14 protein-coding genes are annotated in these 14,846 nt (G+C 70.5%); 11 read left to right on the top strand and 3 right to left on the bottom strand.

The window, feature by feature from the left end:
- Positions 1–88: 88 nt before the first annotated feature.
- From rraA to GP2_RS17470, 8 genes are all read left to right on the top strand, one after another.
- On the top strand, positions 89–577 hold the full coding sequence (gene rraA, locus GP2_RS17505) for a ribonuclease E activity regulator RraA (protein WP_006901884.1): 489 nt from the start codon (positions 89–91) through the stop codon (positions 575–577).
- A gap of 59 nt (positions 578–636) precedes the next feature.
- Complete coding sequence (locus GP2_RS17500) at positions 637–2,190, top strand: succinic semialdehyde dehydrogenase (RefSeq protein ID WP_006901883.1); 1,554 nt, start codon at positions 637–639, stop codon at positions 2,188–2,190.
- Positions 2,191–2,692: 502 nt separating this feature from the next.
- Complete coding sequence (locus GP2_RS22285; RefSeq protein ID WP_255218658.1) at positions 2,693–3,457, top strand: CapA family protein; 765 nt, start codon at positions 2,693–2,695, stop codon at positions 3,455–3,457.
- A gap of 62 nt (positions 3,458–3,519) precedes the next feature.
- Positions 3,520–4,725 (top strand): PQQ-dependent sugar dehydrogenase, encoded by a 1,206-nt coding sequence (locus GP2_RS17490; RefSeq protein ID WP_006901880.1) that lies wholly within the window; start codon positions 3,520–3,522, stop codon positions 4,723–4,725.
- Between the two features lie 3 nt (positions 4,726–4,728).
- Positions 4,729–5,547 (top strand): cyclase family protein, encoded by an 819-nt coding sequence (locus tag GP2_RS17485; protein WP_006901879.1) that lies wholly within the window; start codon positions 4,729–4,731, stop codon positions 5,545–5,547.
- Positions 5,548–5,562: 15 nt separating this feature from the next.
- Positions 5,563–6,402, top strand: coding sequence for an alpha/beta fold hydrolase (locus GP2_RS17480; protein WP_006901878.1), 840 nt, complete (start codon positions 5,563–5,565; stop codon positions 6,400–6,402).
- 247 nt (positions 6,403–6,649) lie between these two features.
- A complete protein-coding gene (locus GP2_RS17475) occupies positions 6,650–7,747 on the top strand; it encodes a ferredoxin reductase (protein ID WP_006901877.1) in 1,098 nt (365 codons plus the stop codon).
- Positions 7,748–7,791: 44 nt separating this feature from the next.
- Positions 7,792–9,204, top strand: coding sequence for a fatty acid desaturase family protein (locus GP2_RS17470; protein ID WP_006901876.1), 1,413 nt, complete (start codon positions 7,792–7,794; stop codon positions 9,202–9,204).
- A gap of 26 nt (positions 9,205–9,230) precedes the next feature.
- On the opposite strand, the gene GP2_RS21380 is transcribed toward GP2_RS17470, so the two are convergent.
- Positions 9,231–10,109: a hypothetical protein gene (locus tag GP2_RS21380; protein WP_006901875.1), complete on the bottom strand. Its 879-nt coding sequence runs from the start codon at positions 10,107–10,109 to the stop codon at positions 9,231–9,233.
- A gap of 105 nt (positions 10,110–10,214) precedes the next feature.
- Positions 10,215–10,907 carry a DUF6474 family protein gene (locus GP2_RS17460; protein WP_006901873.1) on the bottom strand — a complete coding sequence of 231 codons (693 nt, stop codon included), beginning with the start codon at positions 10,905–10,907 and terminating at the stop codon, positions 10,215–10,217.
- A gap of 116 nt (positions 10,908–11,023) precedes the next feature.
- Here GP2_RS17460 and GP2_RS17455 point away from each other — a divergent pair, with 116 nt between their 5' ends.
- Positions 11,024–12,667, top strand: coding sequence for a TM0106 family RecB-like putative nuclease (locus tag GP2_RS17455; protein ID WP_006901872.1), 1,644 nt, complete (start codon positions 11,024–11,026; stop codon positions 12,665–12,667).
- A gap of 63 nt (positions 12,668–12,730) precedes the next feature.
- Here GP2_RS17455 and GP2_RS20990 read toward each other — a convergent pair whose 3' ends face one another.
- The gene (locus GP2_RS20990) at positions 12,731–13,090 is read right to left on the bottom strand and encodes a hypothetical protein (protein ID WP_131734408.1); all 360 of its coding nucleotides are present in this window, start codon (positions 13,088–13,090) and stop codon (positions 12,731–12,733) included.
- A gap of 139 nt (positions 13,091–13,229) precedes the next feature.
- On the opposite strand from GP2_RS20990, the gene GP2_RS17445 reads away from it, so the two are divergent.
- Together GP2_RS17445 and GP2_RS17440 are read left to right on the top strand one after the other, a co-directional pair.
- Entirely contained in the window at positions 13,230–13,541 is a 312-nt protein-coding gene (locus GP2_RS17445) for a hypothetical protein (RefSeq protein ID WP_157211725.1), read from the top strand.
- 609 nt (positions 13,542–14,150) lie between these two features.
- Entirely contained in the window at positions 14,151–14,723 is a 573-nt protein-coding gene (locus tag GP2_RS17440) for a helix-turn-helix transcriptional regulator (protein WP_040527376.1), read from the top strand.
- The last annotated feature ends 123 nt before the right edge of the window (positions 14,724–14,846 follow it).

The following is a 14,846-nucleotide window of genomic DNA, read 5'->3' as shown; positions in this document are numbered from 1 at the left end:
CGGGTGCGAAGGCGGGTGCGCGGGGGTTGCCGCCGGATCTCTACCCGGCGGTAACCCGGAACTTGCGGTTACACCTATACTGGTCGGTATGAGCGAGTTGACCTTCACCCCGACGGCAGATCTCGTCGACGAGATCGGCGCCGACGTCCGCAGTTGCGACACCCAGTTCACGCAGTACGGCGGCAACCGGGAGTTCGTCGGGCGGGTGACCACCGTCAAGTGCTTCCAGGACAACGCCCTGCTCAAGTCGGTCCTGAGCGAGTCCAACCCGGGCGGTGTGCTGGTCGTCGACGGTGACGCCTCGGTCCACACCGCGCTGGTCGGCGACGTCATCGCCGAGCTCGGCCGTTCCAACGGGTGGGTGGGCATCATCATCAACGGCGCCATCCGCGACGCCAAGACCATCGGCGGCATGGCGATCGGCGTGAAGGCACTCGGCACCAACCCGCGCAAGTCGACCAAGACCGGCGCGGGCGAGCGCGACGTGCCGCTGACCATCGGCGGCGAGACCTTCAACCCGGGCGACATCGTCTACTCCGACGACGACGGCATCGTGATCGTCAGCCCCGAGAACTGAGTTCTCCGCAGGTCGTCCCACCCGCCGCAGCAGACCACCAACGCCGTAGGAGCCCCGCCATGCCGAAGCCCACCGCCGATTACTTCGACCGTCTCGGAGCCCTCGTCGCCATCGACGACGCCGCCTCCCGGCCCACCCGCCCGGTGCTGGAGGCCTTCAGCGGGGTGGAGATGGCCACCATCCCGGTCGGCACCGCCGAGGACCTCGAGGCCGCGGTCGCCCGCGCACGCCAGGCTCAGCAGGGCTGGGCGGCGAAGACCCCGGCCGAGCGCGCGGCCGTCCTCGACCGGTTCTCCGAGCTCGTCCACCGCAACGCCGCGTCGTTGATGGACATCGCGCAGGCCGAGACCGGCAAGGCCCGGATCTACGCGCAGGAAGAGGTCCTCGACGTCGCGCTCACCGCGCGGCACTACGCCGTCGCCGGCCCCAAGCTGCTGGCCGATCGCAAGGTCAAGGGCATGCTCCCGGGCGTGACCAGCGTGCGGGTGCGTCACCTGCCGAAGGGCGTGGTCGGCGTCATCAGCCCGTGGAACTACCCGCTGACCATGGCGGCCTCGGATGCGGTCGCCGCCCTCGTCGCCGGCAACGGCGTGGTCATCAAGCCCGACAGCCAGACCCCGTACTGCGCCCTCGCGGTCGCCGAGCTCCTCTACGAGGCGGGGCTCCCGCGTGAGCTCTTCGCGGTGGTCCCCGGCCCGGGCAGCGTCGTCGGCCAGGCGATCATGGCCACCACCGACTACGTGATGTTCACCGGCTCGTCGGCGACCGGCGCGACGCTCGCCGAACAGGCCGGACGCCGCCTCATCGGCTTCTCCGCCGAGCTCGGCGGCAAGAACCCGCTGGTCGTGACCGCGAGCGCCGACATCGCCAACGCCGTGCAGGGCGCGGCGCGTGCCTGCTACTCCAACTCGGGCCAGCTCTGCATCTCGATCGAGCGGATCTACGTCGACAAGAAGATCGCCGACGAGTTCGCCGACCGGTTCGCCGCCTACGTCTCGACGATGAAGCTCGCCGCGACCTACGACTTCACCGCCGACATGGGCTCGCTCGCCTCGGCCTCGCAGATCGAGACCGTCGAGGCACATGTCGAGGACGCGGTCGCCAAGGGCGCCAAGGTCCTCGCCGGCGGCAAGCGGCGTCCCGACCTCGGCCCGTTCTTCTACGAGCCGACGGTCCTCACCGACGTCACGGACGAGATGACGTGCTGCCGCAACGAGACCTTCGGTCCGGTCGTGTCGATCTACCCGGTCGACTCCACCGACGAGGCCATCAAGCTCGCCAACGACACCGAGTACGGACTCAACGCCAGCGTCTTCGCGGGCAGCAGCTCCGAGGCGCAGGCCGTGGCCGAGCAGCTGCGCGCCGGCACGGTCAACATCAACGAGGGCTACGCCGCCGCGTGGGCGTCGACCGCCGCGCCGATGGGCGGCATGGGCATCTCGGGCATGGGCCGTCGCCACGGCGAGGAGGGACTGCTCAAGTACACCGAGTCCCAGACCATCGCCGAGCAGCGCTTCATCGGCATCGACCGGGCTCCGCTGATCCCGAAGAACATCTACCGCGCGATCACCCCGACCGCCGTGCGGGCGCTGAAGTACCTGCCCGGCCGCTGACCTCACTCCCGGCACTTTCGGCGAGATCGTCCGAACGGGCGACGTTCTCGACGCGCGCGAGTCGGCGACGTCCGTTTGGATGCTGAGGTGCTCGGTAAGTCGTCGGCGGTCCTCGCCGCTTTCGTCGTGGTCGTGGTGACGGTGTGCGGACTCACCGTCGCGTCGTCGACGCGCCCGCTCGTCGCGGCGCCGTCGTCGGTGGACGCGCCCACCGAGATGGCGGCGAGGACGCCGGTCGGCGAACAGATCGTGCTCAGCTTCAGCGGTGACACCATCCTCGGGACCGACGACACCTTCGCCGCCGAGTCGGGACTGCCCGCGGTGTGGGAACGCAGCGGCCGGGCGCCGGATCACTTCTTCCGCAACGTCCGCCATCTGTTCACCGCCGACGACCTGACCGTCGGCAACGTCGAGGTGGCGCTCACCCGCTCCCGGGAGAAGCGGTACAAGGGGGAAGGCGAGGTCTACCACTTCCACGGCGACCCGGCCCCCGGCGCACACCCTGCCAGCCGGCGGATTCGACGTCGCGACCGTCGCCAACAACCCCACGTTCGACTACGGGCAGACCGGCTTCGACGACACCCTCGCGGCGCTGGCCGACGCCGGGATCGGGGTCTTCGGAACCGGCTACGAGGGCGAGGGTTCCGGCTACGACCTGATCCTGGTGCGCAAGGTCAAGGGTGTGACGTTCGGGTTCGTCGGCTACCAGGCGTGGACCGACGGGCCGGAGATGGCCGGCCGCATCCACCGCGATTTCGCCCGCTTGCGGGCGGCCGGGGCACAGGTGATCATCCCGTACTTCCACTGGGGCGACGAGTCCGAACACCTGCCGAGTCCGGTCCAGACGAACCTGGCCCACATCGCGGTCGACGCCGGCGCGGATCTGGTCGTCGGCACGCACCCGCACGTCATCCAGTCCATGGAGGTCTACCGCGGAAAGCTGATCGCCTACTCCTTCGGCAATTTCGCGTTCGGCGGCAACAGCAACCCGTCGGACAAGCGGGCCCTCATCCTGCAGACCCGCTTCACCGCGGTCGACGGCTCGGTCCGCGATGTCGGGTTCCGCGTCATCCCGACCCGGGTGTCGTCGACCGAGGCGTTCAACGACTATGCGCCGACCCCGTATCGAGACGGTGAGAAGCGCGATGTCCTCGGCTTCGTCAACTCGCTGTCGCCGACGCTCGGCGGACGGATCGACGACGTGTTCGTGCCGGTTGTGCCGCCGCCGGTCCCGGCCCCGGGGCCCAGGCCTGCCCCGGCCGGATGAAACGGCGGGCCCGCTCGCCGGAATGCCGTGCCCCGGCGCCCGGCCGCGATTACGGTGACCCTGTGAGCCGGACACGTCGCGCACGCAGAAGAGCCATCCGATCGTTCGCCGCGCTGGCCGCCGCGTCGGCCGTGGCCGCCGGGACCCTCGCCGACGCGCCCGCGGCGCACGCGCAACCGCCGCTCGAGGTGACGACGGTCGCCGACGGGCTGACCATCCCGTGGGGCGTCGTGGTCGCCCCCGACGGGACGGTGCTGACCGGGGAGCGGTCCGGACGGTTCGTCGCCGTCCGCCCCGACGGCCGCAAGGTGAACGTCAAGGCGGACCTGTCGAAGATCTTCGCGGTCAAGGAGGCCGGCCTCATGGGCCTGGCCATCGACCCGGGCTTCGACGAGACCCGCCGCGTGTACTCCTGCCAGGCCGAATACACGCGGCCCGGCGCGTTCACCGTCCCAGGCGAGATCGCCGACATCCCCCTGCCCGCGCCCCAGACGGGGCAGACCATCCGCGTCGTGTCGTGGCGGGTGAACGACGACTGGACCGAGATGGTCCGGGAACGCACGGTCGTCGACGGAATCCCGGTCACCTCGTCCGGCCGGCATGCGGGCTGCGGCCTCGCCGCCACCTCCGACGGCATCTGGGTGGGCACCGGCGACACCGCCACCCCCGGAGTGCCGCAGGACCGGAACTCGCTGGGCGGCAAGGTGCTCCACGTGGATCGCAACGGGGCGCCGGCCCCGGGCAACCGGTTCCCGGGCAGTCCCGTGTACAGCCTCGGCCACCGCAACATCCAGGGCGTCGCGATCGCGCCCGGCGGTCGCGTCTACGTGGCCGAACAGGGGACCACCCGCGACGACGAGATCAACCTGATCGTCGCGGGCGGCAACTACGGCTACCAACCGGACCGCATCCCGGTCATCTACGACGAGTCGGTCCCCATGACCGACACCGGCCGGATTCCCGGAGCGATCGGCCCGGTGTGGTCCTCGGGCGACTCGACGATCGCGACACCCGGCGTGGCCGTCCTCCCGGAGACCGGTTGGGGACCGTACAGCGGTGGCCTGGTCGTCACCGCGCTCAAGGGCCAGCGGCTGGTCTTCCTGAAGCCGTCCGACGACGGACGCCGGGTCGTGTCGAAGACCGAGGCGCTCACCGAGCAGCACGGGCGATTGCGCAGCGTCGCGGTGGCTCCCGACGGGTCCCTGGTGCTGACCACCAGCGACGGCGGCGGCGCCGATCGCATCCTGCGCGTGCGTTGGACGGAGTAGCAGATGTGTGACGAGAAGATCGTGCAGCACGCCCACGACGAGGCCCGCCGGATGTCGCGGCGGAAGGCGCTGCGGGTCGCGGCCGGTGTGACCACGGGGGTCTCGGCAGCGGTGGCCGCCGGGGTGGGGATGTCGGCACTGGCCCAAGCGGCGCCCGCCGGCGCCGAGGGCAATCGGCGGATCGTCGACCTCACCCACACGCTGTCGCCGTCGTTTCCGCTCTGGCCCGGCGAGCCGCCGGTGCTCACCGTCCCGACCTCGCGCGTCGGACCGGGCAACTCGGGGTATTCGACCAACTACCTCTCGTTCCCCGAACACGCCGGGACCCATGTCGACGCGCCGTCGCACAAGATCGGCAACGGGATCACCGTCGCCCGGATCGACCCCGCCGACCTCATGGCGCCGCTCGTGGTCATCAGCATCGCGTCGAAGGCGCGCGGGAACCCGCGGGCGACGCTGACCGAACGGGACGTCGCGGAGTGGGAGAAGCGACACGGTCAGATCCCGCGCGGGGCCCTCGTCGCCCTGCACACCGGGTGGCAGCCGAGAACCGGCGGGGCCCACGCGGCCGCCTATTCGCCCGGCGTCGTCGAGATGCTCGTCGCCGAACGGCGGGTCGTGGCCATCGGCACCGACACCCTCAGCATCGACCTGTTCGACGAATCCGGTGCGCACACCGCGATTCTCGGTTCCGGGAGGTACGCGGTCGAGGCGATGGCGAACCTCGACGCCGTGCCGCAGACCGGGGCCACCGTGATCGTCGGGGCGCCGAAGTTCGCCGGCGGGACGGGCGGCCCGGCGCGGGTCCTCGCCCTCGTCTGAGAGACGCGCCGACACATGGCATCCCGGATCGGCGAGTTCCGCCGCGGCCCGTACACCTTCGACGTGCTCGACGAGGGGCCGGGAGACGGTGAGCCGGTCCTGCTGCTCCACGGGTTCCCGCAGCGGGCCACTTCGTGGGAGCGCGTCGTCCCGCTGTTGCACGACAAGGGGTTTCGCACACTGGCCCCGGACCAGCGCGGGTACTCGCCCGGGGCCCGCCCGCCGCGTCGACGTGAGTACGTGCAGTCCGAACTCGTCGCCGACGCGCTCGCGCTGCTCGACGCCGCCGGCATCGACCGCGTCCACCTCGTCGGGCACGACTGGGGCGCGGCGGTCGCGTGGACGGCGGCCGCCCACCATCCGGATCGGGTCGCCACCCTGACCGCGCTGTCGGTCCCGCATCCGGGCGCCTTCGCGCGGGCGATGGCGCGCGGGCAGATCCTGCGCTCCTGGTACATGGCCGCGTTCCAGATCCCGAGACTGCCCGAGGCGTTCCTCGGGAGGATGATGCGGACGAGGCCGGATTTCGGCCGTCGGATGGGCCTTCCGGAACCGTTCGCGTCCGGCCTGAGAGCCGACATCCTCGACCACGGGGCACTGCCCGGCGCACTGGCCTGGTATCGCGCGATGGTGTTCCCCGACCCGGGGGCGGCGCCGACGCCGGTCCGGGTGCCCACGACCTACCTCTGGGGCGACCGCGACATCGCCCTCGGCCGGGCCGGTGCCCGTCTGTGCGCCGGATGGGTGGACGCGCCGTACGAGTACATCGAGCTCTCGGGCGCCGACCACTGGCTGCCCGAGTCGCGAGCCGAGGACGTCGCCGCCGCGATCCTGACCCGCATCGGCGGCCGATAGGCCGCGTGTCGAGATCGCGGCGGGAAACCGGGTTTGAACGGCGTCGTCGCCGGTTACCCGTGTGATGTGAAGCGATCTGATCGAGTGAGCCACTCCGCGGTGCCCGACACCGTATGGTCGGACGCGGACAGCGCGAACGGTGACCACCGAGCAAGGAGTGGGCACGGCGAGGCGGCCGACGACCGGCTGCGAGGACTCGTGACACGAATCGACCTGCGGCCAATCGACTTGCGACGGGGGCTGTTCCGTGGCTGAACGTGGAGCAACACCGAAGGTCTCGCCGCTGCGGCGAGGATTTCTGGGTGCCATCCGGCATCTGTTCAACCCGCTGCATCCCGACGACTACCTGGAGCTGATCAACCCGCTGTGGACCACGCGGGAGCTACGGGGACGCGTCGTCGAGGTGCAGCCGCAGGGTTCCGGGGCGGCGACGGTGTGGATCGAGCCCGGATACGAGTGGCCGGGCCACCTGCCCGGCCAATACGTCCGCCTCGGAGTCGTCATCGATGGCGTGTTCCATTGGCGCGCATACTCTCTCACCTCCGATCCGCATCCGCGCGACGGCCTGATCGGTGTGACCCCCAAGCTCGTCGAGGGCGGCACGGTGTCGCCCTACCTGGTGCGCGGAATCCGGCCCGGCGAGATCGTGCGGCTCGGCGAGATCGAGGGCGTGTTCACGCTGCCCGATCCGCTGCCGGAGAAGATGCTGTTCGTCAGCGCCGGCAGCGGCATCACACCGATCATGAGCATGCTGCGCGACCTCGACCACCGCGACCGCATGGACGACGTGGTGGTCATCCACTCCGCGCACAGCGAGGACGAGGTGATGTTCGCCGCCGACCTCGAGTCGATGGACTCCCGGCACGACGGCCTGCAACTGACCCTCCGCATCACCGGCCGCGACGGGCGGATCAAGGCGGCCGACCTCGACGAGCTGTGCCCGGACTGGCGGGAGCGGCAGGCGATGTGTTCCGGGCCGAGGGATCTCCTCGACAGCCTGGTCGATCACTTCGAGTCCGAGGGCGTCGGGGACCGGATCCATCTCGAACGTTTCCAGCCGATCATCGGGGGTAACCCCGGCGAAGGCGAGGGCGGCACCGTCCGGTTCCTGCGCAGCAAGACCGAGGTCGACTGCGAGCCGGGCACCCCCATCCTCGTCGCGGGGGAGGAGAGCGGTCTGCAGCTGAAGTTCGGCTGCCGGATCGGCATCTGCCACACCTGCACCGGGGTGCTCAAACAGGGCAACATCCGCGATCTGCGGACCGGCGAGGTGAGCTCGCCGGAAGGCCAGAGCATCCGAATCTGCGTGAACACCGCCGAGGGAGACGTCGACGTCGACCTCTGAGCGGGCCGGCCCCATACGGTCGACCTCTCCAGGGAAGGACCAACATGACAGCCACCGATTCCGGACAACGCGTGACCAATCCACTGGCCCATCTCGACGCCGAGACCATCGAGCGTTTGGGCAAGGAATTCGATGCGATCCACGACGAGGTCTACAGCGACCTCGGCGACCGGGACCGCCGCTACATCAAGACGGTCATCGCCACGCAGCGGCAGCTCGCCGCGCTCGGCCGCGTCGTGTTGCTCAACTCGAGATCGCGCGGGGCGTGGGTCGCCGGCACCGCATGCCTGGGCATGGCCAAGATCCTGGAGAACATGGAGATCGGCCACAACGTCATGCACGGCCAGTGGGACTGGATGAACGACCCCTACATCCACTCGTCGGTATGGGACTGGGACACCGCCTCCACTGCCGAGGCATGGAAGCACTCCCACAATTACGTCCACCACACGTTCACCAACATCCGCGGCAAGGACAAGGATCTCGGCTACGAGATCATGCGGATCGACCCGAACCAGAAGTGGCATCCGGTCTACCTGCTGCAGCCCTTCTACAACGTGCTGCTGATGGCATTCTTCGAGTGGGGCGTCGCGTTGCACGACCTCGACCTCGAGGCGATCCGCCGGGGCGAGAAGTCCACTGCCGAGGTCGTCGAGGACCTCAAGGGCATCGCGGGCAAGATGCGCCGCCAGGTGGTCAAGGACTACATCGGCTGGCCGGCGATCAGCGCCGGCGCGTTCCTGCTGACCCAGGCGCTGACCGCGGGCGGCATCCGGCAGCCGTCGACCTCCAGGATCGGCAACGCGCTACGACGGTTCGGCGGACGGCGCGGTCGGACGACATCCCTCGCCGGCCTCGCCGACCGGGTGATGCCCGGCGCCGAGAGCACCTTCCTGCGCACGATGACCGCGAACTTCACGGCCAACATCATCCGGAACGTCTGGGCCCACGGCATCATCTTCTGCGGCCACTTCCCGGACCAGACCTACACGTTCAGCCAGGACGAGGTCGAGAACGAGACCCGCGGCGGCTGGTACGTGCGCCAGTTGGTGGGGGCCGCCAACATCGAGGGCAGCCCGCTGTTCCACGTCATCAGCGGAAACCTCGGCTACCAGGTGGAACACCACCTGTTCCCCGATATGCCGAGCACCCGGTACGCGGAGGTCGCGCCGAAGGTGAAGGACATCTGCGAGCGCTACGGACTGCCGTACAACAGCGGGCCGCTCTCGCAGCAGTGGGGGCAGGTCCACCGGACCATCGCGCGCCTGGCACTCCCGGGCGGCAAGCCGCGCCCGAAGCCCGGTCCGTACCATCGCCCGCCGCATTCGCGCGGTGAGGAACCGCGCCCCAGCGAGGCCGCCCGCTTCCGCGGGCGCCTGCCCGCGGATCACCCCGACGCGGGTCCCGAACACTCCTCGGGCGGCGTCCGCGTGTCGCCGCCGCCGCGCGACGCCTAGGAGACGCGGGGCGGGCGGCGCCGGAATCAGCGCAGGGCCCGTCTCAGGACGACGAAGACCACGAACGCCGCGAACGCGGCCAGCGCCGCGTAGAGCGGGGTGCGGTCGGGCTCGGCCGGCTCGGTCGGCAGCCCCGACCGGAGCTGCGCGAACGTCGCCTGGGCGGCGTCGGATTCGGCCACCACGTCGATGGGAAGGTGCTGCGGGGTGGCCGGCACCGGTGACGGCTTCACCGGCTCGGCGGCCTGCGGCGCGGCCTCGGCCGATTCCGGCGCGGGAGTCGTGCCCGCAGCCTTCACCGGTTCGGTCGGCGGGACCGGTTGGGTGGACTCGGGTGTCGTCGCTGCCGCAGGCCGCGCCGACTGTTCCCCCTCTGTCGTCGCCGCAGGCGGCGCCGACGGTGCGTTTTGTGTCGTCGCCGCAGGCGGCGCCGACGGTGCGTTCTGTGTCGTCGCCGCAGGCGGCGCCGACTTGGGCGGGGCCTTTTTCGTGGTCGGCTTGGTCGCGGGAGCGGTCTTCCTGGCGGGTGCGGCCTTCTTCGCCGGGGACTTCTTGGCGGCCTTCTTCGCCGGGAGCTTGTCCCCGCCGTTCTCGGCAGCGGTCGTCGGCGGGGTCTTCTCGGCCTCGGCGGGCGCCTTCTTCGCTGCCGCCTTCGTGGCAGGGGCCTTCTTCGCCGGGGACTTCTTGGCCGCCTTCTTGGCGGGTGCCTTCTTCGCGGGCGTCGGTGCGGCGGCCTTCTCCGGGGATGCGCCCGAGTCCGACGCGCCGGATGACGCCTGAGACGCGCCGTCGAGCGGGAACAGGGCGGGTTCGTCGGCGTCGGGCCGGGTCACACCGGCGTTCTCCCCAGACGGTGTCGTCGAATCACCGTCGGACGGCGTGAGGTTCGGCTCCTGCTCGGTCATGCGGCGCTCCCTTGCGTGTGTCGTGCGCATGCGTGCACGCAAGTGAACCCCCCACGTGACGCGTCGACCTCATCCTAGTGGCTGGGCGCCGGCGGCACGGCAGGGTCAGGAACGCACGCCGAGACGCGCGAGGATGTCGGCGTCGATCGCGTTGAGCTCGTCGTCGATCGACTTGTGCGCGGTGCGGCGCTGCGCGGCCGACATCGTCTCCGCGGCGTCGACGGCGATGTCCAGGTTGTCCAGGCGCCGGGTCATCGCGGCCACGAAGTCCCCGGCGTCGGCGCTGGTGTCCTGCGCGACGACCTTCTCCAGCGCGGTGCGCGTGGTGGTGATCCGCGCCTTCAGCGGAGCGCCGTGACCGCTGAACTGCCGCAACACTTCTGGCGACACACCGGCGCGACCGGCCTGGAGCGCGGAGATCTGGGCCCGGGCGCCGACCGCGGCCCGGTAGACGATGGGCGCCGCGATCGGTGCGACGAGTCGGGCGACGGTCAGATACCGCTTGACGCTGGCCGGGCTCAGCGGCCTCGCATCGGCCACCGCCTTGGCCTCGGCGGCCACCTTCTTGGTCTCGGCCTTGGCGACCTTCTCCTGCGCCTTCGCGACCTGCTTGGCGGTCTTGCGCTCGGCCCGCAGCTTCTTCTGAAGATTCTTCTGCTCGGCCTTGTGGCGGGCCTTCTGGATCTTCCGGCGGTTCTTCACATCGAACTTCGCCTCGAGCTTGGCCTTCGTCTTGAGAGCCTTGGCCTCGGCGCGGCGCTGGGCGCGCGACCTACCGTCGGAGGAGAACAATCCCATCAAATGACCTTTCGCTGCTGCCGAGTGACCGCTGCGGGCGTGGTAACAAGTACAAGCATGACACGTGGCCCTGGGCGGCCACGTGTGGAGACCGTCGGAGGCGAGAAAGGGATCGCGTGGCCACAGTGGTGTTGTCGCCGCGCGATCTGGCGGGGTGTGAGCACAGGGTCGCCCTGGACTTCGGTCACGAGCGCCGGCGGAGCGCCGAACCGGACCCGCCCGGGGTGCAGCGGCGCAAGGAGGCGGCGGCCGAGCACCGCGCCATGGTCCGCGAGCTGTTGCGGGGCATCCACAGCGATCAGCCGGGCGCGTTCGTCACCGTCGACGCCGACATCCCGGCCCTGGAGCGGGTCGACGCGACCCTCGCGGCGTGTGACGCCGGTGCGCAATGGATCTGGAACGCCACCCTGCCCACCGACGTCGACCACGCGCGCCGCGGACACGCCGAGCTGCTGGTGCGCGTCGGCGAGGGGTACGTCCCGATCATCGTCGTCAACCACCGGGTCTCCCAGCGGGTCAAGGGTGCGCCGCTCGCCGACGGGCGTCCGGCGTCGATGCTCACCAGCCCGCTGTGGGGGTGGGCGCCGACGCCGGATCCGTACCGGACACCGCGTCCCAACCGGCGGGACAACCTGCGCCTGGCCCATCTGTCGGCGATGCTGCTGGAGATCGGCCGCGCCGCGTCGTCGGAGCCGTCCGAACTGCGCGGGGGAGTGATCGGGGTCGACGCCGACTGCATCGTCGTGCAGGACACCGGTGCGATGTTCGAGGACTACCTCGAGGTCCTCGACCGCCGCAGGGCCATTGCCTCCCAACGGATTCCGACCGAACCGCGCCGGGTTTCGGAGTGCAAGTCGTGCCAGTGGTGGGTCAAGTGCGGCCCGGAGCTCGAGGCACGGCGCGACGTCTCGCTGGTCGCGAGCGGAAACCAGGCGAGCGCACTCACCGAGGCCGGTATCACCACGGTCGACCAGCTCGCGGCCCAGCGTGGGGACCCGCCCGAGAACTGGCCCGGCAATGTTCGGTTCACCGACGTGGTCATCGGCGCCATCGCCTGGCTCGACGACCTCGATCTCGTCCGCCGGCTCGACACCCCGCGGGTGCACCGCGCCGACGTCGAGATCGATGTCGACATGGAGAGCTACGGCGAGCACGGCGCCTACCTCTGGGGCACGCTGAGGACCGACACCACGAACCCCGACGAGCCCGCCGTCTACCGCCCGTTCGTCACCTGGGACCCGCTGCCGACGCGCGACGAGGCCCGTTCGTTCGCGGAGTTCTGGACCTGGCTGACCGCAGAGCGCGAGGCCGCGCACGCGGCGGGCAAGACCTTCGCCGCGTACTGCTACTCCCAGCAGGCCGAGAACCGGTGGCTGCTGGGATCGGCCGACCGGTTCGCCGGCGAACCGGGCATCCCGTCCCGCGCCGAGGTGGAGGCCTTCATCGCCTCTGATGAGTGGGTCGACATCTACGAGGCCGTGGGGGAGAACTTCGTCTGCCCCCGCGGCAAGGGTCTCAAGCGCGTCGCACCCGTCGCCGGTTTCTCCTGGCGTGACGACGACGCCAGCGGCGAGGCCTCGATGGAGTGGTACCGCGCGGCCGTCGCTCTCGGCGGGGGCCGGCCCGACCTCAGCCAGCGTGAGCGGCTCCTCGAATACAACGAGGACGACGTGCGCGCGACGAAGGTGCTGCGGGAATGGATCTCAGAGCGTGCGGCCGAGGAGATCCCGCACGAGCGGGACGTCCTGGCGCGACACTGAATCCCGCGCGTCGTCGAGCGTGGTCGCGGCACCGTCGGATCGCCGCATCGGCCGAGCAGTTGGTCAGCTGCGCAGGGACCGCAGGGAGTCGAGGAACGACCCGCTGCCGAGCATCGCGACAGCGCCGAGCAGGAGCAGGCCGCCGGGCGCGACGCCGTAGAGGAACTTCTTCAGGCCGGTGAAGGCGGCCTCGGGCGACGCCGCGGGCAGCGCCTGGGGCGAACCCCCCGAGCCGTCGGACGGCGCCGACGCGGAGACGGCGGAGACATCGGTGTCGGCGTCGTGATCATCCGTCGCCGAGGCCTCCGCTCGTGGCGCGTCGACCTGAGCCGGGGTGCCGCCGGGCATCGCCCGGCCCGGCAGCGCCATCGCGGGTGCGGGGAGTCCGGGTGCCGTGACGGGCGGGCCGCTGGGTGCGGCCACGCTCGGGACCGCGCCGCCGGGGGCCGGCGGGGTTGCGCCGCCCGAGCCGCCGCCACCGGGCGAAGGCGAGGGAGATCCGTTGCCGCCGGCGGGCGGGACGACCGGGACGAGCGGTCCGCCCGGCCGCGGGACGATGACGATGCCGACGGACGAGGAGTTCGTGGAGGTCGTGGTCGTCGACGACTGGCTCGATGTGCTCGACTCGGTGGGCTCGGACGACGCGGTGGGCTCGGACGACGGAGCGACCGTCGACCCGGGCGAGGATTCCGTGGACTCCGAAGACGAGGAGGAGGGTCCCGACGAGGACGAGGGCCCTGCCGAGGACGATGGTCCCGCCGAGGGGGCGGTCGATCCCCCGGTGGTCTGCGGCGAGAACCCGTTGTCGTCGTCGGTCGAGGTGGCCGCGCCCGAAGAGCCCGGGCTGCCCGTCGAACCGGACCCGTGCCCGTGATGACCATGCCCGTGGTGACCGTGCCCGTGGCCTCGGCCCTGCCACGAGTGGCCTGTGCCGTTCCCGGAGCCGGTGGGGCCGCTGCCGGAGCCGGTGGGCGCGGAGCCGGCACCACCCGTCGGGTCGGAATCGCCCGCGGAGTCGCTGTTCGATCCGGCGCCGGCGGTCGAGTCGCCGCCCGAGCCGGTCGGCGTCGGCGAGGCCAGGCCGGGGGCCATGGCGAGCAGCGCGACCATCGCCGCGACGGCCAGGAGCGCCGCGAGCGTGCGACGTCGCGTGCGGTCACGCCGATGCGTCGGCATGCGGTGTGTCATCGGTCTTCTCCGCGCGTACAGTCGTCGGTGGACGCCGGGGGTGTGCGACCTTGCGAAGAAGGGCCGTCGACACCTCGGCGGTGACAGATGTGCACGCGCCGCTGCTGTGCCGACAACGTTGGTCCCCCCGGAATGTGAAGAACGCCACACTGGTGTTCGTTACATCATCACCACAGGTGATGCCCATGGTGTGCGGACGTCCGGTACGTTTTCAGCGTACCGGTCATTGCGACGGCCGAGTGCAGCGGGCTTTAATGTTTGCAAGTTCAAGTTTTGCGTTTCGGAGAAGATGGTCATGACTTCAGGAGGGGCGGAGGAGCCTATGGGCGACACCGGACGCACCGACTCCGAGCGTTCGAAGGCGAAGAAGGATTCGGATTCGGATCCGGGCTTGTTCGCCCGGCGGCTCGAGGAGTTGTTCAGGACCGTTCCGGGTCCGAACGGTAGGGCATACAGTGCCAAGGCGATCGCGGCGCGATCGACGGAGCGGGGGTTCCGGCTCGGTGAGTCGTACCTCAGCCAGCTTCGGTCCGGGAAGGCGAAATCACCGTCTTTCCGCACCGTCGAGGGCATCGCTGCGGCTTTCGGGGTGGATGTCCACTACTTCCTCGAGGATCGACAGGCTCAGCGGACACGCGACGAGATCGATCTGATGCGCCTGCAGGCGGACACCAACGTGCAGTTGGCGGCGTTCCGCCTGGCCGGACTTTCGAGCGACTCGGTGACGGTGGTCAACGAACTGATCAAGGTCCTTCGTGAGCAGCAGGGTCTGCCGAAGGATCCGCCGGATGTGATCGCGGCGGGACTCAGCGACGAGAAGCCGTCGGCGGATTCCCGACTGCGCGTGGTGGGCGAGAACGACGACTGAGCCGTTTCGCCGGAGGACTCGTGGGCCGTGGGGTGTCGGCCCAAGAGGCGTTCTGGCCTGCGGCGTCGGGTGTGCACCGTCGGCGTGAGTCGACGGTGATGTGAATCCGGCGCGGTGGATCCG

It is taken from the genome of Gordonia paraffinivorans NBRC 108238 (genome assembly GCF_000344155.1).
Taxonomy (GTDB): Bacteria; Actinomycetota; Actinomycetes; order Mycobacteriales; family Mycobacteriaceae; genus Gordonia; species Gordonia paraffinivorans.
The sequence above is the reverse complement of the archived record's forward strand: the minus strand, read 5'-3'. Positions and strand labels throughout refer to the sequence as shown.